This window comes from Marisediminicola senii (assembly GCF_011057645.1).
GTDB lineage: Bacteria > Actinomycetota > Actinomycetes > Actinomycetales > Microbacteriaceae > Marisediminicola > Marisediminicola senii.
Genome location: NZ_JAALGE010000019.1, coordinates 21,594 through 44,246, shown reverse-complemented (window position 1 = coordinate 44,246; position 22,653 = coordinate 21,594). Strand labels below are relative to the sequence as shown.

Sequence of the window (22,653 nt, the reverse complement as noted above, 5' to 3'; positions counted from 1 at the left end):
CTCGCCAGATCCCGCCTCACCCTCGTCCCCGACACCGGAACCGAGGTGACCACCGAACCCGCCCTCGGACTCAGCGCCTAACCCCCAAACCGAAGGACACCGCTACACCACCACCGGGGACTTGACCCAGTGACGCAGTTCTACGTGTACATGAACCAGGTCGGCGAGGCGTCGTCAGGTCGCATTGTTCTCGATGACATTCGGGCCGCCGCCGGCGACGCCGAGCCGGTCCTTCCGGGTGCGCCCGGCGGGCCGGGCGACGCGGAGCCGAGCATCATCGAAGACTTCGAGGGCTATGCCGACGACGCCGCCCTGCGTGCGGGGTGGACCCGACCAGGCGCGACCGCGATCTCCCTGTCAGCCGAGAACAAGTCGACCGGTGACTTCGGCGGGGCCTTCCCGTACACGGCTGGATTCGACGAGTTCCAGCGCGCGATTGCCGCCGACTGGTCGCAGTTGGACGAACTGAGCATGTGGGTGGCACCCGACGCGAACGACCAGCGCATCACGCTGCAGCTCGTGGCCGGAGGCAACTTCTACGACGCGACTGTGCAATTGACGGGAATCGAGCCGGTCAATGTGACCATCCCGTTCAGCGACTTCGTTCCGTCGCAATTTCAGGGTCGTGACACCGCGTTGCGACTGACCCCGACCGAATTGCGTACCGCGACGTCCCTCGCAATGTTCATCGAGGATTCGCCCGCTGCCGCTGTTCCGGCCACGGGTGTGCTGTATTTCGATGACCTTGTCGCAAGGGCGACCCAGGAGGCGCCAACAGATCCGACCGACCCTGTCGACCCCACGGATCCGACCGACCCGGTCGATCCGACGGACCCTGTCGATCCCTCAGACCCGACGGTTCCCCTGGACCCCACCGACCCGGCTGTTCCGTCTGGCCCCACGGGTCCGATCAGCCCCTCAGATCCTGCAGTCCCGACGAATCCCATTGGACCCACTGCTCCTGCGGGTGCGCCAGGGTCGACCGGCGGATCGGCGGGGTCAGGAGCTTCGGCAGCGAATGACGGTGAGCTCGCGTTCACGGGGGGCGATGGAAACCTAGTCACCGCCCTCGGGTTTGGTGCCATGGTCGTACTTCTGCTTGGCGCGGCATTGACGCTCATCGCTCGGCGGTCAAAGCTCTCGTAACGGGGGCACGCTCATGCGGGAGCGGACGCACGGCATTAGCCGGGCATCCGCTCCCGCTTTATGCGTTCAGGCCCTGTCCTCACTGCCGAACGAGGTGCGTGTTGACAGCGATGGGCTGTCAGCTGTTCGCCCTGTACCGAGTCACTAAGCCCACAAACACCTCGCCATATGTTGGAGGGGAGATGGTGGTATGGCGCCTACTCATACTGACCAATCGCCCGCACCTCGCAAAAAAGTCTTTCCGGCAGTGTCGTGTTCGGCGACAGCTTGCCAGGATTTTTCGAGTCGTCCGACCTGGCGAATAGCCCCTCGGTGCACAATCAATGCAACCAGGCGGCGGAGGATGCGACGGCGCCCGCAGCAATGGCGATGACCGCTTCAATCACATTGCAGACGATTGCCAATACAACGACTGACCGGTTGCGCCGTTGCAGCCACGGTGCGCGGACGCAGTCGAGAATGCCCTGCTGACGCCCGGGAGCGTCATGAGAGTTTGAGGGAAGCGCCTGGGTAGAGAACCAATTTCACACAACTGACTCCTCAGCTCGACTAACCGCAGCTAAACCAGACCAGCAAGTCGATGACGATGGTCTAGCAGGTTGCATCCAGTAATTGCGGGATGGTCCTCCCGCGCCGTGCGACTGTTGGTCTGAGGAGATTGACGTGTGCTCAGATCGTTGCGTGGTAACTCAAATCGGATAAACCGCCATCGCCCGCCTCGCTTTCACTTGACGGAGCCGGCGGTGAGGCCGCGGACGAAGAACCGCTGCAGCGCGAAGAAGATGATGAGAGGCACGACGAGCGTGATGAAGGATCCCGCGGCCACTCTCTGCCATCCCTGCCCATACTGGCCAAGGAGGGTATAGAGGCCCTGGGTGAGTACCTGGTTGGGGCCACTCTGAATGAACAGGTAGGCGACGAAGAAGTCGTTCCACACCCACAGGAACTGAAAGATCGCAAAGGATGCCAGCGCGGGTACCGACATGGGCACGATGAGGCGCCAGAAGATCTGGAAATGGCTGGCGCCGTCGACGCGCGCGGCCTCGATGAGTGAGTTGGGCAGTGTCTGCATGTAGTTGCGGAGGATGTAGATGGCCAAGGGCATCGCGAAGGTGGCGTGAACGATCCACGCCGCCGGGTACTGCCCGATGATTTGAATCCCCGTGGTGTCTCCGAACCATACGAACAGCTGAAGGATGGGAATGACGGCGATCTGGATGGGAACAACCATGAGGCCGAGAATGATCGCGAAGTAGGCCTCCTTACCGCGAAATTGGAAGAACGTAAATGCGTAGGCGGCCATGGCCGCGATCATCACGGGGAGGACCGTGGCCGGGATCGTCACTGCGGCCGAGTTCCAGAATGTCGTGCTGGCATCGAGGGCGCTCCACGCGTCGCTGAAAGCCCCAAGTGTCCAGGCCTGCTGGAACGGGGTGAGCAGGACGTTCCACCACCCCGTCGTGTCGACGTCCGTCTTGCTGCGGAAGCTCGTGATCAGCAGTCCCAATAACGGGAAGAGCCACGCTACGGCGATGACGCCCATGATGATGGTGATCAGGATATGGGGCTTTTCCCGTTCGGTGCCATCGAGTTTGCGTTTCTTGGACTTAGTCGGGATGGGCGGGGTGGCGGTTGGTGTCGTGGTCATCGGAGTTCTTCCTGCGACTTGTAGCTGCGGATTTGGTAGACGATGAGCGGCACCACGGCGATCATCAGCACGATGACGACCGCCGCGGCCTTGCCGGGATTCTGGAAACTGAATAGCTGCGAGTAGAACTCGACGACGAGCACACTCGTGTTGTACTGGCCGCCGGTCATGGCGTAAATGATGTCGAAGCTCTTCATGACGAAAATCGTTATCGTCACAAAGACGGCCAGCACGGTGCCCCGGATCTGGGGGACTATCACGAGAAGAAATGTTCGTCGCTCGTTGGCGCCATCGAGTCTGGCGGCTTCGATGGTCTCCTCGGGGACACCCTTCACTGCGGCCGACAGCAGGACCATTGCGAAGCCCACCTGGAGCCAGATGACGATGAGCATGAGCAGGAAGCTGTTGAGGCGCGCAGCGTCGATGGTGAGCCACGGCACGGGGTCATTGCCCGTGATTCGTGTCCACAGTGCGTTAAGCAGGTAGATGGGGGGGTTGCCGGGCGGGGCGTAGAAGTAGATGAAGCGCCAGGTGACCGCTGCTGCCACGCCGCTGATGGCCATGGGGATGAAGATCATGGCCTTGAAAGTCTGTTCCCGACGCTTGCCGAGTCGATCGGTCAAGATCGCGACCAGAAGCCCGATGAGGACGGTCGCGGCCGGCACGACGAGAACCCAGAGCAGGTTGTTGATGAGGACGCCGAAGAAGTTGGGATCGGTGAAGAGGGAGGTGTAGTTGTCGAAGCCGACAAAGGTGGCGCCTTCACCGCGCCGTTGGCTCTGCCGCATGAAGCTCTCCACAAAAGTGCGCAGCGCCGGATAGAGCAGGAATACCGAGACGAGGACGATAACGGGTAGCAGGAACACGTACGGGAGGAGCCGCGCCTTTGTTCTGTCGTGGGTTTTCTCGACCACCCAGTTGAGGAGCCAGAAGATCAGGAATGAGATGCCGAGGCCCAGGGCCACGGATATGAGCGCGCTGAGGATAGCCATCGAAACCGCCTGACGTCGTTGTGGGGAGGGGAAACTGCCTGTCGGGCGGAGATGTCTCCTGCCCGACAGGCACTGAGGGTGTGGCTACCGGGGCCAGGAGGCGTCGATGTCTTGGAATGCCTGTTCCATGGACTTTTGACCGGTGAACCAGCTGGTGAGTTCGGTCCATTCGGTACCGGTTCCCACTTCACCCGGCATCTGGTCTGACGCGTCGAATCCGAACACCGTGGAATTCTTCAGCAGCTCCTGCGCGTTCTTTTGGAACTCGGTCGTGTAATTCGAGGTGTCGAAGTCGTTGTGCGGCGAGAGGAAAATGGCTTGGCTCGCGTAACCGTTGGTGCCGAAGTCCTTTCCGGTGATGTATTCCACGACCTGCGTGGTGGCGTCCGAGTCCGTGAAGGCCCCGACCAAATCACCGCCGCCGAGCATGGCCACGTCGGTGCCTTCCGGGGAAGGCAGCTGAAAAAAGTTGACGTTCGTCAGGTCGTTCTCTGCGATCTGCGCCTTGACGTCGTCGGGGAAGAAGTCGGCGATGAACGAGCCTTGTCGCATCATGAAGCACTGTCCGCTGTCCTTGCCCGAAGCAAACAGTTGGTTGCCCGCTGACTGGAACGACGTGGTGGCAGCACCGGGACCGCCTCCGTTCACCTTGTCTGGCGCGAGCAGTTCATCGGCAACCTTGTCGCCGGCTTGCGTAACGGTCGGGCTGTCGAAGAGCAGGTCGCCAGCAATCCATGCGTTGTACTCATCGAGACCGCCAAAGCGCAGAACGTACTCTTCCAACCAGTCTGTTGCCGGCCATCCCGTGCCAGCACCCGATTCCAACCCCACGCACCAGGGGTAGCCGAGATCGCCGTCGATTATCTGCTGTTGCAGCGCGGTTAGTTCAGCGTCCGTCGTTGGCACCGATAGACCGGCGGTCTCAAAAGCGGCCGGGTTGTACCAAACCAGGGACTTCACGTTGATGGAATACGGGAGCCCATAGGTCTTGCCGTCTACCTCAGCGATTGTGCCAAGCCCGTTTGCCTCATCCGCGGTGATCGCGTCGACGTCAATTCCCAAGTCTTCCAGTGGATACAACGACTGCGTCTGGCTCTTCAGGACGCCCGGTTGCGGGTAGATGGCGATATCGGGCGGATTACCCGCCGTCGCTCGTGCAACCACCGCTGTCTGAAAGTCGGTATTCCCGTCATAGGTCACGGTAACTCCCGAAGTTTCGGACCACTTGTCCAGATCGGCCTGGAAGGCCTCGGCCTGGGCGTCAGTGAATGCACCCATGATGGTGACCTCGTCGTCCCCGCCGTTGGCGCCGTCATTCGCACCCGTGCATCCGGCCAGCGTCAGCACGGCTGCGCTTGCAATGGCCACGCGAACCTTTTGGTGTCGGAGCATCTTTACTCCATCCTCTCGTCGGTGGGCACCAGCGCCCAAAACGTTTTGTTAGAGTGACTGTAGTGACACGTAGCCGCGACACAAAACGATTTGTGTCACGACGAGGTAACGATCGGCCAGTTCAACACTCCGCCTCGAGGAAGCCCATGAGACCCGAGTTCCACTTCACCGCCTCCGGTTGGATCAACGATCCGCATGGCGTTACCTATGCCGATGGCAGATATCACCTGTTCTTCCAGTACGTTCCGGGATCGACCAGTTGGGATCTTGGCTGTTATTGGGGCCACGCGAGCGGGCACGACCTGTTTTCGCTCCATGAATTGGCGCCAGCGCTGGCGCCGGGCGATGGCGATGACGGCATCTGGTCGGGGGCCGTCATGGTGGCGGACGACGGGCTGCCGCGCATCTTCTACACCTCCATCTCTGCGGGTGAGCCAGCGATCGGGCGCATTCGCATCGCCTACGCGGAAGACCCGGACTGGCTGCACTGGAAGAAAGGGCCGGTCGTAGCGACGGCACCCACGGGAACCGGCGTCACGGCTTTTCGAGACCCGGTCGTGACTGCGGACGGCTCAGGATGGCGCATGCTCGTGGGTGCCGGGTTTGCGAACGGGGCCGCCGGAGCGGTGGGGTACTCATCCGGGGACGGGGAGACCTGGAGCGAAGGCAGCACGGTCATTGCTCGTCTTGGTGATGAGGTGGATCCGGTGTGGAGCGGGTCCATATGGGAGTGCCCACAGATCATCGAGGTCGATGGTCAACACGCCCTATTGCTCTCCGTGTGGAACGAAGACGTGCTGCACGACGTGCTGTATGCACTCGGCAGCTACGAAGAGGGCGTCTTCTCGCCTCGCACCTGGGGGCGCCTGAGCTTCGGGCCATCACCCTACGCGGCCACTGCTTTTCGCGACCAACAGGACAGGAGTTGCGTCATGTTCTGGCTTCGCGGAATATCCGGCGACGGTTGGACGGGCGCGCATTCCGTTCCTTACGTCGTCGCCATCGACGGGGATCAGCTGTCTCTGAGCCCGCACCCCGACCTCGATCGGTACCACGACGAAACCGCAGTAACCGGAACCGCGGCAGACATGTCCTGGTCTGACCATGCCCGCACGACTATGAGAATCCTGGGCCGCGACACCGAGATTCTCGTTCTGGACAAGATTGGCACGGACCTCCACATCCGAGTAGACGGGGCCGAGTACACGCTTCCGTGGGAGGGGGACATTCGCATAATCCTTGACGGACCCATCCTGGAGGTGTCGTCACGGGCAGGCGTCTTCGCCTGCCCCATCGACCCTCTCCAGGGTGACTGGCATCTGGAAGGGGCAGATATCAAGGTTCGCGGGTTACGGAAGCAATGATGACCGTCGGCGCGGTGTCGTCACCGAACCGCGGGTGACCAGCGTGCCCTCGAGACGCGTTTGCAGGGGGAGGTCAGCCGTGCTGGGCGATTCGAGCAGTGCCAGTGCCGATTCGACTCCCCAGTACCCCATGGCGTAGTGCGGGAGCGATACCGTCGTCAGCCCGGGAAGCAAAGCCGCAGCGACGGGTTCGAAATCATCGACACTGATGACGGAAAGGTCACCAGGAATCTCGATCCCGGCAAGACCGGCACCCTGATAGATCCCCATCGCCATCGGGTCATTGAAGCTGAAGACGGCCGTGACGTCGTGTGCTCCGGCTTCGAGCATCGCCGCGAAAGCGATTCGCCCTGCGGCGGATGTTCCCGGATCTCCTCCCGTGAATACCTGTGGTTCGAGACCCGCCGCTTTCATGGCGTTTGTGTACCCCTCCATCCGTCCGACGCTACCGCGGCCAGTCGCCGATACCGTGAGGTGGGCAATGCGCGTGTGGCCTGCTGCAAGCAGGGTCTCGGTCGCCAACCGACCGATCTGTTTCTCATCAGGGGTGACGGATGGGATTACGCCGCGGTCGTCGGAAGTGTCTACCAGCGAGGTCGGAATGTTCATTAGCTCGCGAGGGAGCACTGTTGCGCCTTGGTGGAACATCCGCGCGTACACGACGGCATCGACCTGCGCCGTGAGCAGTCCCGAGATCTGCCGGGACTCGATCGCGCTGTCACTATTACTGTTGACAACAACCAGCAGCTGCCCACGCTCGGACGCAGCGTCTTGCGCACCCAACACCACCCGCGTCGCGAACGGTGTCGTCGCGATGTCGTCTGAGACGAACCCGAGGATGTTCGACCGATGACCGCGCAGGGCACTAGCAAAGCGGTTCGGAACGTAACCCATTTCGACAGCGATACGCTGAACACGCTCCCGAGTCGAGGGTGCCACCTGGCCGCGTCCATTGAGAGCATGCGACACCGTCGTTATGGAAACGGATGCCGCCCGCGCAACGTCTTCTATGCCCACGGGTTTAGCTACCATCGATCTTCCTGACATAGTTTCCCGGGCTCCGACGGACAAGGCCGATCGTAGCCGAAGTACTACTGGCTAGGACGAGGTGCGGCAAGGAACGGAAATTGGCATGTGCAGAGGACGACCGAGCCATAGCGTGACCTGCCGGAAGCTAATCTGTCCAACTTGACGGCCGCGAAATCGTAACCATCAGCGGCACCGACTACACGCTCATCGACTGACCGTTCGCTGCCCAAGCCCCACAAAAACCCCACACGTGGCGGAGATCTGGGCTGGGCAAAACACGCGCTTGTGACCCTAGATTGCCGAAAAATGGGGCCTTCATCGTCACTCGCTTGCAGTTCTTGACCGCGATTTAAGGTTCAAATCCCTCCGGGCGCACCAAAGAAAAAGACCCCACAGTTTCATCGTGGGGTCTTTTTCGTTTGTACGGCTGGGTGGACGCGAACCCCCTCCGTGGGCCCCATCCCTGCCGCGAGACGGGGCGTCAGGTGCGACCGCGGCGAAATAGCCGCGACGAAATCCGGGTCGCTTGTCGATCTGGCGCCGGGCCGTTCGTTGTAGTTGTGACGGCGCCGGACTGGCCGGCCCGCGAATCCAGGAGGTAGTTCCATGTCCGAATACGCGATCCTCATCTACGAAGACCCGGCCTTCTACGAGACCATGCCGCCCGAGGGGTGGGGCGCGGTAGTCGAGGCGCACAATGAGTTCACCAAGGGGGTCGTCGAGCACGGTGGGTCCATCACGGGCGGCGGGGCCCTCAAGCCGGTGACGATGGCCCTCACCATCAGGGGTGGCACGGTCACGGATGGCCCGTTCGTCGAATCCACGGAGTCCTTCCTCGGCTACTACACCGTCGAGGCGCGTGACCTCGACCACGCAATCGAGCTCGCCAAGCTGGCCCCGGCCACCGGCGGCGGCGTCGAGCTTCGCCCGCTCCACGACCCGTCAGCGGGCCAGCTCTGATCGCTTTCCGCAAAAGGAGCCGACCGCGTCCGCCTTACGGGTGGGTGTCCTGCTCTTACGACGCGGATTCCGCGGTTCGTGTCGAATCCGGGGTTGCCCGTTCGCTGTAGGGATGCAACGGTTTCCACGACGAAAGGACACGACCGTGAAGTACGTCATCATGTTCACCACCACGCCCGAACTCGACGCAGCGGTGTCGCCTGAGCGCTTAGAGCAGGTCTATCGCCGCACCTACGATTGGTTCGGCACGAACCGTGAGGTGATGACCGAGTCCGGCGCGCAGCTGCAGCCGGTCACCACCGCCACCACGGTCACCCACGGCGGCGACGCGCCGGTCGTGGTCGACGGGCCGTTCTCGGAGGCGAAGGAGGCCATCGGCGGATTTCAGGTGATCGACGTGCCCGACCTCGACGCGGCGATAGCCATCGTGAAGACGTGGCCGCTGCTCGAGCTGCCCGGCGTTTCGGTCGAGATCCGCCCGATCATCGTCTACTAGCGATACATCGAGCTGTGAACGAGACGGATGCTGCGGCAGCGGAGTCGGGGCGGACCCGCGCCGCGGCATCCGATCGACTTCTCGCGAGGGTGATCCGCGAGGAGTCCGGGCGGATCGTTGCGGCGCTGACGGGTTGGCTCGGAAGCCTCGACCTCGCAGAGGAGTCGGTCGCCGACGCGATCGAGGAGGCCGTGCGCCAGTGGCGCAGGAGCGGGGTGCCCCCCAATCCCGGGGGATGGCTGACGCAGGCGGCCCGCAACAACGCCCTCGACCGCCTTCGGCGCGAGAAACGGTACCGCGAGAAGCTGGCCCTGCTCGCCGATCCGACGGAGGCCGCAACATTCATTGGCACCCGCGAGCTCGACGAGCGACTGCCGCTCCTGTTCGGCTGCTGTCACCCCGCTATCTCCCCGGACGCGCAACTCGCTCTGACGCTCCGTGCGATCTGCGGTCTCACGACCGCGCAAATCGCGCGCGCCACCCTGGCTCCGGAATCGACGGTCGCGCAGCGGATCGTGCGGGCCAAGCGAAAGATCGGCGCCGCCGGCATCCCCCTGCGAATCCCCGAGGGACCCGAGCGGGCTGCGCGCCTGGACATCGTTTTGACCGTCGTCTCCGTGATGTACAGCGAGGCCCACCTGATCGCAGGCGGAGATGCGGCTGCGGACCGCGACCTCGCCGATGACGCCCTATGGCTCGCGCGCGTGGTCGCACACCAACTGCCGCGCGAGGCAGAGGCGCAGGGACTGCTCTCACTGCTGCTGTTCCACCGGGCACGCGAAGGGGCGCGCGCCGTCGACGGAGAGCTCATCCTGCTTGCCGACCAGGACCGGACGCGATGGGACGGCCGACTGATCGCCGAGGGACAGGCCGTACTCGGGAAGGCGGCGATGCTACGACGCCCGGGGCGCTGGCAGCTGCACGCGGCGATCGCCGCATGCCACTCCGACACGCGCGACGGCGGCGACACCGACTGGCTCCAGGTGCTCACGCTCTACGACATGCTGCTGGCGTACGACCGCTCGCCGATCGTACGGCTGAACCGCACGGTGGCGCTCGCTGAGGTCGACGGACCGCAGGCGGCGCTGGAGGAGGTGGATGCGCTCCGACAAGCCCTCACGGGATACCACCTCTGGCACGCCGTTCGCGCGCGGATGCTCCGACACCTCGGCCGTCGGGACGAGGCAATGGCCGAAGACCTGCGCGCCCTGGAACTCACGGCGAACGACGCCGAGCGGCGCCTGCTGGAGGCGCGGGTCGCTCGCTGAGGCGGGCCGAAATTTCACCGTCACCGCGGAGTTACGGGCGTGAGACGATCAGTTCACGGGCTCACACGACGTACGCGGCGATGTGCACGATGCCGGTGTCGGGGATGCGGGTCGGGATCGGGCGGCCCGGTACGAGACCGATCCCGGCGAAGGGGAACGGGATGCGCGTGCCCGACGCCGTCTCGTCGCCGTTGAGTTGGAGGACCGGCACCAGGTCATCCCCCTCGAGGTCGAGGGCCGTCGCAGACAGCAGCGACGCGGCCTGGCCGTCTGCGCTCGTGAGGGTGATCCAGAACCCGCGCCCGATGACCCAGGCCGCGTTGTCACCGTCGTCGATGACCAGGCCGTACGCGGGGCGGGTCGGGGAGGCGGGATCCGATTCAGCTGCGCTGTGCACGGTCATCCTGATGTCGCCGATCGGCAGCTGCGCAGACGGCGTCACATCATCGAGAAGCAGGCCGCGAATGCGCGCGTCGGGGTGTTTTGCGATCACGGCACCTGCGCCGCGAAGCAGCCGGAATGCGTCGGACAGCAACCCGCCCTCGGGGTCTTCCGGCCAATAGTGGTCGACCCCGAACGGCGAGACGCCGAGTGCAGCGTGAGACCCGACTGCCGAGAACATCTGCAGCAGGCCCGGTGCATCCGCACGGAGCTCGGGCACGAAGAGCCGCCCACGGCGCGCCTTGTACCCGGCAAACACGGGCTCGGCGTCGTCGACGTAGACATCGGCAGCGATGAAATCGATGTCGGGGGCGAGGGCCTCCCAGATGGCGGCAACAGGCATCACCGGGCCGCCGCTGGGGTACTGCCCCGGTCGCTTGCCGCCAGCCAGGGCGACGGGGCCATCGAGCACGCTGTCACGATCGAGCCAGGCGTTGACGAACAGGGGCACGTCGAGTTCGGCCCGCCCGGCGGCAGCCACGACCTGCGTGTATGCCGCGAAGCCCGCTGCCATGAATGCCTCGTCGAGCCGGTCTCCCGCCGGAAACACCTCCTGCCAGGTGCCCGTGGTGAGACTTCCGCACTCCACCCACCCGGCGTGCAGCGGCGCGTGTCTGTCGCCTGCGACGGCATCGATCACCGATGCCGGTACTGGTTCGCCGTACCGCTTCTCGGCGAGTGGCCCTCGATCGCGAGAGTCACTGAGCAGGCCGATCTCGTTCTCCACCTGGACCGCGATGACGCTGCCCGCGGCGTCGACTTCGGCGATGCAGCGCATCATCGTGGCGAAGGCGCGCGCGTCGGCGTCGCGGGACTGCGCGGCGAAGGGGGTGAGGTGCTCGATGTGCCGGCCGTCGGCGAGAACGGCGCGAGGGAACCGCCCTGCGTCGCGCTTGACCCACGCCGGTACGTACGACGACGAGGCGTTCTTGTATGAACCGAACCACAGGGGAATCAGTTTGAGGCCGCGCGAGCGCGCGCCCTCGATCATCGCATCGAGCAGGTGGGTGTCGAAGACCCCCTCGGTGGGTTCGAACAGGTCCCACGCGACGGGCGCGAGCACGGTGTTGGCTCCCAGCCGCTGCACGGCGTCGAAGGAGGCGGCGATCGCTCGTGTCGTGCTCGAACTCGAGTTGTGGACCTCGGCCCCGACGACCAGAAACGCGCGGCCATCCACCGTGAGGTACGGTCCAGTCCACTGGTTCGACGTTCCGTTCACAGGGTCATTCCGTTCGTTGCAGCGAGACCAGGCGCGTCGCACGAGGCATGACGAGTGTGCCGGCGCAGGCAGCGTGACCCGACAGGTGCCGACTGTGGTGAATCGAACTCAGCGTAATACGCGGGGCGGGCCCCACATGGTCAGTCGAGAATGCGCCACTCGCGCACGAACTCCTCGACGGTCTTGGTCTCGAGGTCGCGACGAACCGTCTGGAGAAGAATGTGCGGGTCGCCGACGTCGGCGGCGGTGCGCAGGACCTCGGCTCCGCTCTCGCGCCGGCGCACGACGAGGTCGGCGTCGACATCGACGTCGCCCCAGGCGGCGCGAACTATGGCCGATGCCCGACGGAGCAGGCGCCGAGTGCGCGTACCGGCCGGCTCCTCGAGCTCTGCGGTCAGGTGATGCGAGGCGAAATCCATTCCCTCATCCTGTCGGATCCATGGTCCGGCGCGGCGCTCGTCGACGTGTCGCGGTTGCGAGCATAACCAGTGCTACCACCATTAGAGCAGGCCGCCACAAACCGACCAGTCGGTCGGTTCTCGTGCTATCGTCGTGTGATGGGAACAAGGCAACACATCCTGCAGACCGTTCGGCGACTCGCGATCCAGACGGGGTCGGTGCCGTCGATGGACGTCATCGCACGGCAGGCGGAGGTGTCGAAGGGTGGGCTCATGCACCACTTCACGTCGCGCGCCGCCCTGGTGGAGGGCATCGCCGTGCAGGCAATAGACGACATGGATGCGGCACTGACCGCTGCCGCCGGGCGCGGCGACGTCGTCGAGACCTGGCTGCGCCTGTCGTCATCCCCCGACGAGGCTGCCCTGTATCGGGCCATGCTGATCCTGCTCACCGATCACGCCACGCTGACCGACACGCTCCTGCAGCAGACAGTCGACGCGACCCGGCGATGGGAGCGCCTGTTCGCTGGCGAAACCGGGGACCCGGTGGCGGCCTCGGTGGTTCGCCTCGTGGGTGATGGGATGCTGCTGAACGGCGTCACCGCCGACAGTCCCGCGCCCGACATCGACGCGGTCGTGCACTGGCTGAACCGCGGGTCGTCCCGTGATTGACGGTGGCCTCCTCGCCGTGATCGCGGGTCTCGCGCTCGCGGATTCACTCAACCCGGCGACCATTGTCGTCATCACCCTGATCCTGCTCACCGTTCGGCACAGGCCGGTCGGATCGGCGCTGGTGTTCGTGCTGGGCGCAATGAGCACGGTATTCGCGCTCGGGCTGCTCATCTTCGTCGGCGCCTCCGCGGCCGCGAACGCCGTGGGCGAGGGGCTGGTCTGGCTTCGTCGCGCGGTGTTCCTGATCGCCGCGATCACCCTGGCCGTCGCCGGGGTGCGCCGCCTGAAGGATCGCGAGCGGAAGGGCATCGACCTGCCGTCGTGGTTCGGGGTGTGGACCGCGTTCCCGCTCGGCATCCTGGTCACCGGGGCCGACCTGCCGAACGCATTTCCGTACTTCATCGCCATCGAACGAATGATCGCCGCGAGCGTGGACCTGCCTGTCGGTTTGCTCGTGCTCGCCGGGTATGCCGTCGTGTACTGCATCCCGTGCCTGGTCCTTCTCGCCCTCGGGATGGCACATGGCGACACAGTCAGGGCGCGCCTGGGAAAGGTATTGACGCGATTCTCAACCGGAACCGTCCGGCGATCCGTGCCGGCAGCGGTCGGTCTCATCGCCCTGGCCATCGCGGTGCTGACCATTGCCTTCTGGCCCTGACGACCGCATGACAGAATCCGGGGAGCAAACATCGGCACGGGCGGCGCTGACCCAGGACGGGAGTGACATGACGCACACGACGATCACGGTCCGAGGCGAGCACATGGCGTTGCTCGCACCCGAACTGGCGACTGTCGACCTCACGATCCAGCACGACGGGCCCGTGCGGGACGCCGTGGTCGCGGCGTTGACCAGCACTGCTGACCGGCTCATCCAGGCCATCGTCAGGGCAACCGACCGCCACCCCAGCCCGCTGGTCTCCTCCGCCAACGAATCGGTGCGCGTCTGGGCTGAGCGACCGTGGACACCAGACGGAGTGCAGCAGGACCATGTGCACCACGCCACGATGCGGTTCTCCGTCGTCATCGATGACTTCGTGTTCCTCGATGGCTTCGTCGACGATGTCGCGGCGATGCCGGGTATCGCCGTGGAGGGGGTGTCGTGGTCCCTCACCGAGCCGACCCGGCTGGCCACCCTCGACGATGTGCGCCAGCGGGCCGTGCAGGATGCCGTGGCGAAGGCGACCGTGTATGCCCGAACCATCGGGATCGATGCCGTGCGGGTGACAGCGCTGGCAGACGCCGGGATGCTCACGGATGCCGGTCGACCTGCGACGGGTTTCGAGCAGTCGATGATGCTCCGCTCAGCACCCGCAGCGGCCCCCGGTATCTCCCTCCACCCCGAGGAGATCGAGGTCTCCGCGGCGGTCGACGCCCGATTCACCGCACCCTGACCTGACCACGGGGAAAGGGGCCACATCGGCTCCGTCTGCTAGCTCGCCCGAACCACCACGCCGTCTATTTCTGCGGGTCGTGGCCCCAGTTCATCAGGGAGTACCGCCACCGTGAGTGCTCGACGTCGTGCTCCGGTCGCTGGGCCCGGTGTCGGTGCACATATCCGACCACCTTGCGCATGTGCGCGTAGTCGTCAGACGTGAGGTTCGATTTGTTCTTCTCGAGGATTCGGATGATGTGTCGTCCGCTTTCGTGTCCGACCGACTCGCTCCCGCCGTCCTTCTGCCCGACCGCTCTCGAATCGTCCGTCTCGAGCCACGTCTTTAACTCGGCGGGCGTCATGTTCACCGCATCGCGGAAGTCTTCTCGGGTCTTTGCGTCGTCGTCGCTCATGTGCCCATTGTGCGGTCACGGTGCTGGGTAATGAACCCGTTGCGCATCGAGCAGGCGCGCCCCTCTGCGCCGGGGGGGGCGTTGGCGCAACGCCGTGCCCGAACATGCTCCCACGATGAGTCGAGGGTCACTCGCCAACCAGACCCCGCAACGGGTCCCCTGCGTTAGACCGCGAGTGGTACTGACACGCCGAGCTCTCCCCGCTCGATCAAGTGTCGAATGGACTCGAGAATGACGGCCTCCGGTTCATAGTGGGGCGCGTACCCCAGAAGCGTGCGCGCCTTATCGATGGAGAAGTATTGGCTCCGGTGAAGGTGCCCCCAACTGGCGTCCGCGAACTCGGTGGGTGTCGACCGTCGGAATTCCTCCCAGCCGACACTCTGCAGGGTCGCCTCCTGGCCGAACCAGCCCGACGCGATCTGCGCGTAGCCGCGAACCGTGAGCGCAGAGGGGGCGACGATGTGAAAGTCCTCGCCCGCCGCGGCATCCACATTCCGGGTCGCGAGTTCGAATGCCTGGGCGACATCGTCGGCGTGGACGTGGTGCATCGACTCCGCGCCCGAGCCGGGCATGCGCAGCTCCCCACCCTCGGAAAGGGTGCGCCACACGGCGGGGTCGAGGTTGCCCAGCGGCCCGATGGGGTGCCAGCCGGGGCCCGAGATGTGGCCGGGATGCAGGGACGTCGTAACGAGGCCGCCCCGCGCTGTCTCTGCCTTCAGGTATTGGGCGATGGCTTCTTTCTGGGTGCCGTACTCGTCGATGGCCGGGGTGCCCTCACCCTCCCGGATCGGGAGTTTGAGCGTGGGTCCGTAGCGCCAGACGGAACCGCAGTGGACGAGGTGCCCGACGTGACCGCGGATGCTCTCAACGAGCGCCGCGGCCGACTCGACGGTGAAGCACACCAGGTCGATCACCGCGTCGGGCGCTAGGTCGCGAACGCGCGCACCGAAGACGCCGTCGGTGTCTTCTTGCTCCCGATCGGCGGTGACCTGCCGCACCTGCTCCCATTCGGGGCCGCTCGTGTAGGCGGTACTGGTGCCGCGGGTGATGTTGGTGACCTCGTGTCCGGCGCGTACGAGGCGCGGGATGAGGAAGGAGCCGATGTGGCCGCTTCCCCCGGTGACGACGATGTGCATGGAAACTCCAATGGCGAGGGTGTACGTCGACGCTAGCCCTCTCGCTGTTCGATGGCGTCTTCGGCACGGCGGTCTGGCTGGGCACGCGATTCGATTCTGGCGAACTGCTGCTCGAGACGCTCCCGCAGCTCTACGGCTGCGAAGGGCTTGGCGACGAAGCTGTCTGCCCCGATGGGAACGCCCGCTGCGTCGACCTCCCCCTGAAAACCCGCGCTCATGAGGATCACGGGAATCGCGGCCAAGTTCGGATCGGCTCGTAATTCGTGGAGCACGTCGACTCCACTCAGCTTCGGCATGACGATGTCGAGGACCACGACCTGGGGCGAACGCTCCCGGATCAGGTCGAGCGCCATCCGCCCATCGGACGCCGCAATGACGTCATAGCCGGCCTTCACCAACCACCGGGTCACCAGGGTCAGCAGGTCGGCCGTGTCGTCTGCGACGAGCACGGTGCGCGGGTGTGCGGCACCGACCACGGTCAGTCGCCGCGCGGGTGGATAGCCGGAAGGGTGATCGTGAACGTGGAACCCTCGCCGAGCACGCTGGTCGCCGACATCGTTCCGTTCTGCGCCTCCACCATTCGCTGCGCTATGGCCAGGCCGAGACCGGAGCCCTTGACGCCGACGTTCAGGGCGCCAGCCGTACGAAAGAAGCGATCGAAGATGCGATCGATGGATGCCGCTTCGATGCCAATCCCGGTGTCCTGAACTGCGATTCGCACGGTGTCGCCGAACCCGCCGATACTGATCGTCACCTGCCCGCCGTCCCTGTTGAACTTCACCGCGTTGCTGATGAGGTTCGAGAGCGCCTGTTCGAGGCGCAGCGGGTCGGCTTCGACGGTGAGGGTGTCGGCTGGCGCATCCGTTTCTGCATCCGTTTCGACGACGATGTCGACCTGCGTCGCCTGGGCCGTTGCAGCGAACGACGTCACCACGAACTCGACCAGTGCGAGAACGGGCACGGATTCGGTGTGCATCATGGCGGCACCGATGTCTGCCTCGCCGACGATGAGGAGGTCGTCGATGAGCTTGCTCAACCGCTTCGCATTCCGGTGGGCGATATTCAGGTATTCCCGGTCCTCGGCGGCGAGGTCCGGGTTCTCCAGTACCTCCTCGATGAAGCCGAGCACCGAAGCCGTGGGCGTTCTCAGTTCGTGTGACGCGGATGCCGCGAAGTTGCTCTGCATCTCGTTCGCTGCCACCGCGGCATCGCGAGTGGCCGTGGCCTCCGCCCGCCACTGCATCTCGTCGGTGACGTCGGACAGTGTTCCGACCCAGCCGGAGGATGTCCCTTCACCGCCGAAGACGGGCTTGGCGACGTGGAGCATGGTGCGAATGGTCTCGTGGCGGGTGATCTCGAACCGGTGCGAGAACGGCGGGCCGACCCGGCCGACGTCTGGCCTGGCGCCGACGAGGGCGGTGACCTGGGTCGGACTGAGCAGGATCTCCCACGGGTTTCCGACGGCCTGGTCTGCGGTAATTCCTGTCAACTCGGTCCACCGCGGGTTCACGTAGGTGTAGCAATTGTTGAGGTCGGTGCGAAAGATGCCGATGGGGGCGGAGTCGGTGAGCAGGGTCAGTTCGTCGGCGGATTCCCTGATCTCCCTGGCCTGTCGGGCCAGGGCTTCGGCGCGCAGGTAGAGGTTGGCGAACACCCGGACTTTCGCCCGGAGCTGGCTCGGGGGCACCGGACTGTAGATGAAGTCGGCGGCGCCAGCGTCGTAGGCCGTGAGATTGGCGATTGCCTCGCTGTCGTGGGCCGTGATGAAGATGACGGGCGTGAGCTCCGACTGTCGGCGCTGCCGAAGCAACTGGGCCGTCTCGAAACCGTCCATGATCGGCATTCGCACGTCGAGCAGGATCACCGCGAAATCCTGCGTCATGGCGCAGCGCAGGGCGGCATATCCCGAGTCGGCCTCCACGACGGTGTATCCGAGCGGTTGTAACGCCGCCTTCAAGGCGAACCGCTTGCTCGAGTCGTCGTCGACGATGAGGATGTGAACCAACGGAGCACTCTCCGGTTCGTTTACGGACGGCTGGACGTCTACCTGCATGACCCGGGTGTTCACGACGGCACCACCCGAGCGGAACGGCGCCATGGGGCGAGGGCCGCGAGAAGCTCGGCGGAGTTGACGGGCTTGGGGAGATACTCGTTCGCGCCGGCGCCGATGCACCGTGCTCGTTCGCCGTCGACGACCTTTCCGGTCATCGCGAGAATGGGCAATGCGGAGTATCGGTCGTCACGCCGGATGGTTCGGATCGTCTCGTAGCCGTCCATCACCGGCATCATGATGTCCATGATGACGATGCTGACGGCTGGGTTCCTGCCGAGCACGTCGATCGCCGCGAAGCCGCTTTCTGCGAAAAGCACGGTGGCACCGCATCTCTCGAGGAGAGCGGTGATGGAGAAGATGTTGCGCATATCGTCGTCGACGACGAGCAGCGTGGTGCCCGTGAGTGAGTCGTGGTGCGATGCGGAGCCTGTGAACAGCGTGTCGGCGTGGATCGGCTCGGCGTCTGCTCGGGTACTGGCCGCGACGGCCGCGGGTGAGAAGCCGTGCTGGGGAGTGGGAACGAGCTGGGCGGTTGCGGTGGGGGGTGCGTGGCCACTGCCGGCCGTGGTGTCGACCGGGAGGTAGACGGTGAAGGTGCTGCCGATACCGGGCTCGCTCGAGACGGTGATCTCGCCCCCGAGCAGGCGCACGTATTCGCGACTGATCGACAGACCCAGCCCCGTACCGCCGTACAGTCGCGCCGTCGTGCCGTCACCCTGGGCGAACTCCTCGAAGATTCTCGCCTGATGATCCTCCTCGATGCCGATACCGGTGTCGACGACGGAGAACGCCAGAACCGTGTCGGCCGAGGCGAGGGACTCCATTTCCCTGTTCCAGCCCTCTGCAGCGAGGCTCACGGTCAGCCAGACCTGCCCGCTGGGGGTGAACTTGAACGCGTTGGCGAGGAGGTTCTTCAACACCTGGCGGAGGCGGTCCGCGTCGGTGACGAGCCACTCCGGGCAGTCCGGGGCGATGGTGACCATGTAGTCGAGGGACTTGGCCTTCGCAACGGGCTCGAACTCCCGTTGGAGGGCGCTGCAGACCGGGCCGATGGCCGACGCCGTCAGCTCGACGGAGACGGTGCCCGACTCGACCTTCGCGAGGTCGAGGATGTCGTTCAGGAGCGTGAGGAGGTCGTTGCCCGACGATCGGATCACGCTGGCGTATTCGACCTGCGACGCCGTCATATTCGCCTCGGGGTTGCTTTCCAACATCTCGGCCAGGATCAGGAGGCTGTTCAGCGGGGTCCGCAGCTCGTGGGACATGTTCGCGATGAATTCCGACTTGTACCGGGAGGAGGCCGCCAATTGGCCGGCCTTCTCCTCGAGCAGTCGGGCCGATTCCTGCGCTTCGCGATTCTTCTGCTCCGCCTCGGTGTTGCGCGTGGCCAGCAGGGCAGCTTGCCGACCCAGGTCAGCGTTGGATTCCCGTAATTCTTCGGCGAGGGACTGCGATTGCCTGAGCAGGTCGCCGGTTCGGGTGTCCGCCTCGATTGTGTTCAGAACGAGGCCGATGCTCTCGGTCAACTGGTCGAGGAATTCCATGTGGGTGGGGCTGAACGGCGAGAAGGACGCCAACTCGAAGACGGCACGGACCGAGCCCTCGAAGAGCACGGGCACGACCACGATGCTCAGGGGAGACGCCGACCCGAGCCCGGAGTTGATCCGCACGTAGTCGTCGGGGACCTCGATGAGCAGGATGCGTTTCTTCTCCCGAGCGCACTGGCCGATCAGGCCCTCTCCCACCCGGTACGTCGTCGACAGGTGTTTGCGTTCCCTGAATCCGTATCCCGCCTGCAGGCGGAGCGTGACGTCGTGCCCCTCGGTCGAATCGGAGATGACGTAGAACACCGCGTGCTGTGCGGACACCAGCGGTGCGAGTTCGGAGAGGATCATGTTCGAGACGGCCTCAAGGTCTCGTTGCCCCTGCAGCATGCGGGTGAAGCGTTCCAGATTGGTCTTCAGCCAGTCCTGTTCGATGTTCTGGCGCGTGGTCTCCCGGAGGTTGCGGATCATCTCGTTGAGCTTGTCCTTCAGTACTGCGACCTCCCCGCTCGCTTCGACGCTCACCTGCCGGGTGAGGTCCCCTTCCGTGACCGCGGTGGCCACCTCGGCGATGGCCCGCACCTGGTTGGTGAGGTTCGCCGCCAACTGGTTGACGTTGTCGGTGAGGTCCTTCCATACGCCGCCGATCTCCGTCGACTGGGCCTGGCCTCCCAGCTTGCCCTCGACTCCCACCTCGCGGGCAACCCGGGTCACCTCGCTCGCGAACGCGTTGAGCTGGTCGACCATGGCGTTGACGGTATTCTTCAGCTCGAGGAATTCGCCCTTGACGTCGATCGATATCTTCTTGCTCAGGTCGCCATTCGCGACGGCCGTCGTGACCTCGGCGATGTTGCGCACCTGGCCGGTGAGGTTGCCGGCCATGAGGTTGACGTTGTCGGTGAGGTCTTTCCAGACACCGCCGACCTCGATCGTGACGGCGGCGGCCTGACCGAGCTTTCCCTCCGTGCCGACCTCGCGAGCGACGCGGGTCACTTCGGAGATGAAACCGTTGAGCTGGTCGACCATGCCATTGATGGTGTTCTTGAGTTCCAGCATCTCGCCGTCGACCTCGGCGGTGACCTTCTTGCTCAGGTCGCCGCCCGCAACAGCGCCGATCACGCGTTGCATCTCGCTCGTGGGCTGCACCAGGGCGTCGATCAAGCCGTTGACGGAGTCTGCGCTCCCTGACCAGCCCCTCGCCCAGCTGCCGGACGACACTCGCTGGGAGAGCCGGCCCTGTCGTCCCACGACCTCGGTGACGCGGCCCAGTTCCTCGCTGAATGACTGGTTGGCGATGATCACATCGTTGAGGCTGTCGGCGACCTTGCCGCCCAGTCCCGTCCAATCGAGCGGTGCGCGTACCGAGAAATCACCGGCCTTGACGGCGGCGAGCACCTCGAGAAGCGCGGCCAACTCGGTCGTGTCCGCAGGTGGCGCAGAGCGTGCGTTCCCCCGTGAAAATCTCCCCATGCGATGCTTCTCCCCGTGTGCGACGCGGAAGCCGCGACATTCCCCTTCGCATGCCCCGCACCTCCCACCGTAGACCCGATGATGCCCACGACGCGGTCCCCTTTAACCCCCCGAAAGGGGCACTGTACACCGTGCGGTGCCCCGCACGGCGCCCGCGGCACCGGCATGGTCCCGTACCCAATCCCGGTCGTCCTGGCCAAGAGAACCGATAGACACGACCGGGGGGACTCCTGATCGGGGTGTACCCCGATGCTCACCCCTGGATTGCTCCACGGGTGAGCATGAACCAAGAATTCATGCGTAGTTCAGCGCACATCCCGGCGGGATGCGATTTGCGTCACGCTCGCGTATCGCTCTTGCATCACGAGCATTCCTAATTTGCCATCGCAATGTTCGTGCGCTCCTATGCGCGCCGACTCCTCGGAGTTTGGGGCCTCCGCAGTCTTGGTGACATTCGTGTCGCCTCCTTTTTGTGTCTGGCACACGTTTCGATACGTAAGTAGACCCGTTTTCTTGTTTCTTCGCCCAGCGCAGGAGGGAGCTGCGCCGCCGCACCCGGTGGCGGCTGCCCCTTGTACCCCTCGCGATCGCGATGGTGAGCCTGGCCGGGGCCGGCCTGCTGCTGTACCCGGCGGCAGCCGCCTGGGGCAGCGCGGTCGAGCAATCCCGCGCTATCGACAGCCTCACGCAGGGCATCACCGACCTCGGCGCCGAGACCCTGCGCGAGCGGGTCGCCGAAGCATACGACTACAACCAGAACCTCGGCGGAGGCGGCGCGGCCGTCGCCGCGAACGAGCGACTACCGCTCGCCAACGACCCGGGTGGCGCAGACGACGGCGAGTACCGTTCGATGCTGCGCGGCGACACCGAGGGCCTGATGGCCCGGGTCAAGATCCCCTCGATCGACGTCGACCTGCCGATCTACCACGGCACGAGCGAGACCGTGCTCGAGCACGGTGTCGGCCACCTCGAGGGCACCGCCCTGCCGGTGGGAGGGCCATCCACCCACTCGGTGCTCACGGGGCACCGGGGCCTCGCCACGTCGGAGCTGTTCACCGACCTCGAACGGGTGCGGGTCGGAGACACCTTCACCATCGAGGTGTTCGGCCAGGTGCTCACCTACCGGGTCATCGAGAAGCTCGTCGTCGAGCCCGAAGACACCGAGAGCCTGCTCATCCAGCCGGGGTGCGACCTACTGACCCTGGTCACCTGCACGCCCCTCGGTATCAACAGCCACCGCATCCTGGTGACCGGAGAACGACTCGTTCCCACCCCGCAGGCCGAACTCGACGCCGCGGGAGACACGCCCGACGTTCCCGGGTTTCCGTGGTGGGTGCTCGGTGCCGGGGGAGCCGTCGTGGTCGCCGGTGGCTACGTCTGGGCCTCCGGGCGCCCCCAAAAGGGGGGTCACCCGATCGGGGGGCCACCGCGCCCGACGCCCCGTGAGCCCCGGAATTCCGGGGATTTCGCGCGCGGCCGCACGCCGCGCGGCGGGTAGTCACCACGAGTTCCCAATGTTCACCTGCGCGTGGTCTTGCAACCTGCGTCTCCGGGTGTATAACTAAATCCGGCTCAGTCTTACCCAGGCCAGCCACTTACCCGATTCTCTTTCGCGCTCCCCCGAGCCGAACCGTTTTCTC

At 64.9% G+C, this 22,653-nt stretch carries 20 protein-coding genes; 9 read left to right on the top strand and 11 right to left on the bottom strand.

Annotation, left to right across the window (positions count from 1 at the left end; genetic code table 11):
* Positions 1-129: 129 nt before the first annotated feature.
* Positions 130-1,146 (top strand): carbohydrate binding domain-containing protein, encoded by a 1,017-nt coding sequence (locus G5S38_RS15845; RefSeq protein ID WP_268921057.1) that lies wholly within the window; start codon positions 130-132, stop codon positions 1,144-1,146.
* Between the two features lie 724 nt (positions 1,147-1,870).
* Here G5S38_RS15845 and G5S38_RS08220 read toward each other — a convergent pair.
* The 3 genes from G5S38_RS08220 to G5S38_RS08210 all read right to left on the bottom strand — a co-directional run bounded on the left by G5S38_RS08220 (position 1,871) and on the right by G5S38_RS08210 (position 5,154).
* Positions 1,871-2,794, bottom strand: a complete 924-nt coding sequence (locus tag G5S38_RS08220; protein WP_165067117.1) for a carbohydrate ABC transporter permease — start codon at positions 2,792-2,794, stop codon at positions 1,871-1,873.
* Positions 2,791-3,786, bottom strand: a complete 996-nt coding sequence (locus G5S38_RS08215; protein ID WP_165067114.1) for a carbohydrate ABC transporter permease — start codon at positions 3,784-3,786, stop codon at positions 2,791-2,793. The genes G5S38_RS08220 and G5S38_RS08215 overlap by 4 nt, the downstream gene beginning before the upstream one ends.
* Positions 3,787-3,870: 84 nt before the next feature.
* A complete protein-coding gene (locus tag G5S38_RS08210) occupies positions 3,871-5,154 on the bottom strand; it encodes an ABC transporter substrate-binding protein (RefSeq protein WP_165067111.1) in 1,284 nt (427 codons plus the stop codon).
* A 170-nt stretch (positions 5,155-5,324) separates the two neighbouring features.
* Between G5S38_RS08210 and G5S38_RS08205 the strand changes: the two genes are divergently transcribed.
* The gene (locus tag G5S38_RS08205; protein WP_165067108.1) at positions 5,325-6,542 is read left to right on the top strand and encodes a glycoside hydrolase family 32 protein; all 1,218 of its coding nucleotides are present in this window, start codon (positions 5,325-5,327) and stop codon (positions 6,540-6,542) included.
* On the opposite strand, the gene G5S38_RS08200 is transcribed toward G5S38_RS08205, so the two are convergent.
* A complete protein-coding gene (locus G5S38_RS08200; protein WP_165067105.1) occupies positions 6,528-7,559 on the bottom strand; it encodes a LacI family DNA-binding transcriptional regulator in 1,032 nt (343 codons plus the stop codon). The two genes, G5S38_RS08205 and G5S38_RS08200, sit on opposite strands and share 15 nt — an antisense overlap.
* Before the next feature lie 618 nt (positions 7,560-8,177).
* Here G5S38_RS08200 and G5S38_RS08195 point away from each other — a divergent pair.
* The 3 genes from G5S38_RS08195 (at position 8,178) to G5S38_RS08185 (ending at position 10,295) form a co-directional block, all read left to right on the top strand.
* Positions 8,178-8,531 (top strand): YciI family protein, encoded by a 354-nt coding sequence (locus G5S38_RS08195; protein ID WP_165067102.1) that lies wholly within the window; start codon positions 8,178-8,180, stop codon positions 8,529-8,531.
* Positions 8,532-8,676: 145 nt separating this feature from the next.
* Complete coding sequence (locus G5S38_RS08190; RefSeq protein WP_165067099.1) at positions 8,677-9,027, top strand: YciI family protein; 351 nt, start codon at positions 8,677-8,679, stop codon at positions 9,025-9,027.
* Positions 9,028-9,116: 89 nt separating this feature from the next.
* Complete coding sequence (locus tag G5S38_RS08185) at positions 9,117-10,295, top strand: RNA polymerase sigma factor (protein WP_235928967.1); 1,179 nt, start codon at positions 9,117-9,119, stop codon at positions 10,293-10,295.
* 61 nt (positions 10,296-10,356) lie between these two features.
* Here the strand turns inward: G5S38_RS08185 and G5S38_RS08180 are convergent, their stop codons facing one another.
* Positions 10,357-11,955 carry a DUF5597 domain-containing protein gene (locus G5S38_RS08180; protein ID WP_165067094.1) on the bottom strand — a complete coding sequence of 533 codons (1,599 nt, stop codon included), beginning with the start codon at positions 11,953-11,955 and terminating at the stop codon, positions 10,357-10,359.
* A 140-nt stretch (positions 11,956-12,095) separates the two neighbouring features.
* Positions 12,096-12,374 (bottom strand): hypothetical protein, encoded by a 279-nt coding sequence (locus G5S38_RS08175; protein WP_165067091.1) that lies wholly within the window; start codon positions 12,372-12,374, stop codon positions 12,096-12,098.
* A 138-nt stretch (positions 12,375-12,512) separates the two neighbouring features.
* Here G5S38_RS08175 and G5S38_RS08170 point away from each other — a divergent pair, with 138 nt between their 5' ends.
* The 3 genes from G5S38_RS08170 (at position 12,513) to G5S38_RS08160 (ending at position 14,416) form a co-directional block, all read left to right on the top strand.
* Complete coding sequence (locus G5S38_RS08170; protein WP_165067088.1) at positions 12,513-13,025, top strand: TetR/AcrR family transcriptional regulator; 513 nt, start codon at positions 12,513-12,515, stop codon at positions 13,023-13,025.
* Positions 13,018-13,683, top strand: a complete 666-nt coding sequence (locus tag G5S38_RS08165) for a GAP family protein (protein ID WP_165067085.1) — start codon at positions 13,018-13,020, stop codon at positions 13,681-13,683. Before G5S38_RS08170 ends, G5S38_RS08165 begins: the two co-directional genes overlap by 8 nt.
* 67 nt (positions 13,684-13,750) lie before the next feature.
* Entirely contained in the window at positions 13,751-14,416 is a 666-nt protein-coding gene (locus tag G5S38_RS08160; protein WP_165067081.1) for an SIMPL domain-containing protein, read from the top strand.
* Between the two features lie 64 nt (positions 14,417-14,480).
* Here G5S38_RS08160 and G5S38_RS08155 read toward each other — a convergent pair whose 3' ends face one another.
* The 5 genes from G5S38_RS08155 to G5S38_RS08135 form a co-directional block, all read right to left on the bottom strand.
* Positions 14,481-14,810, bottom strand: coding sequence for a DUF3140 domain-containing protein (locus tag G5S38_RS08155; RefSeq protein WP_165067078.1), 330 nt, complete (start codon positions 14,808-14,810; stop codon positions 14,481-14,483).
* A gap of 164 nt (positions 14,811-14,974) precedes the next feature.
* Entirely contained in the window at positions 14,975-15,946 is a 972-nt protein-coding gene (locus G5S38_RS08150; RefSeq protein WP_165067075.1) for an NAD-dependent epimerase/dehydratase family protein, read from the bottom strand.
* 32 nt (positions 15,947-15,978) lie between these two features.
* The gene (locus G5S38_RS08145; protein WP_165067071.1) at positions 15,979-16,422 is read right to left on the bottom strand and encodes a response regulator; all 444 of its coding nucleotides are present in this window, start codon (positions 16,420-16,422) and stop codon (positions 15,979-15,981) included.
* A 2-nt stretch (positions 16,423-16,424) separates the two neighbouring features.
* A complete protein-coding gene (locus tag G5S38_RS08140; RefSeq protein ID WP_165067068.1) occupies positions 16,425-17,951 on the bottom strand; it encodes a sensor histidine kinase in 1,527 nt (508 codons plus the stop codon).
* A gap of 59 nt (positions 17,952-18,010) precedes the next feature.
* Positions 18,011-20,956: an ATP-binding protein gene (locus G5S38_RS08135; protein ID WP_201276625.1), complete on the bottom strand. Its 2,946-nt coding sequence runs from the start codon at positions 20,954-20,956 to the stop codon at positions 18,011-18,013.
* 649 nt (positions 20,957-21,605) lie between these two features.
* Here G5S38_RS08135 and G5S38_RS08130 point away from each other — a divergent pair.
* Complete coding sequence (locus tag G5S38_RS08130; protein WP_165067062.1) at positions 21,606-22,511, top strand: class C sortase; 906 nt, start codon at positions 21,606-21,608, stop codon at positions 22,509-22,511.
* The last annotated feature ends 142 nt before the right edge of the window (positions 22,512-22,653 follow it).

Excerpts from the sequence above, each read along its gene's own strand:
- G5S38_RS08220 (WP_165067117.1), bottom strand. The coding sequence starts at position 2,794 with ATGACCACGACACCAACCGCCACCCCGCCCATCCCGACTAAGTCCAAG.
- G5S38_RS08215 (WP_165067114.1), bottom strand. The coding sequence starts at position 3,786 with ATGGCTATCCTCAGCGCGCTCATATCCGTGGCCCTGGGCCTCGGCATC.
- G5S38_RS08205 (WP_165067108.1), top strand. The coding sequence starts at position 5,325 with ATGAGACCCGAGTTCCACTTCACCGCCTCCGGTTGGATCAACGATCCG.
- G5S38_RS08195 (WP_165067102.1), top strand. The coding sequence starts at position 8,178 with ATGTCCGAATACGCGATCCTCATCTACGAAGACCCGGCCTTCTACGAG.
- G5S38_RS08175 (WP_165067091.1), bottom strand. The coding sequence starts at position 12,374 with ATGGATTTCGCCTCGCATCACCTGACCGCAGAGCTCGAGGAGCCGGCC.
- G5S38_RS08170 (WP_165067088.1), top strand. The coding sequence starts at position 12,513 with ATGGGAACAAGGCAACACATCCTGCAGACCGTTCGGCGACTCGCGATC.
- G5S38_RS08160 (WP_165067081.1), top strand. The coding sequence starts at position 13,751 with ATGACGCACACGACGATCACGGTCCGAGGCGAGCACATGGCGTTGCTC.
- G5S38_RS08155 (WP_165067078.1), bottom strand. The coding sequence starts at position 14,810 with ATGAGCGACGACGACGCAAAGACCCGAGAAGACTTCCGCGATGCGGTG.
- G5S38_RS08150 (WP_165067075.1), bottom strand. The coding sequence starts at position 15,946 with ATGCACATCGTCGTCACCGGGGGAAGCGGCCACATCGGCTCCTTCCTC.
- G5S38_RS08130 (WP_165067062.1), top strand. The coding sequence starts at position 21,606 with ATGGTGAGCCTGGCCGGGGCCGGCCTGCTGCTGTACCCGGCGGCAGCC.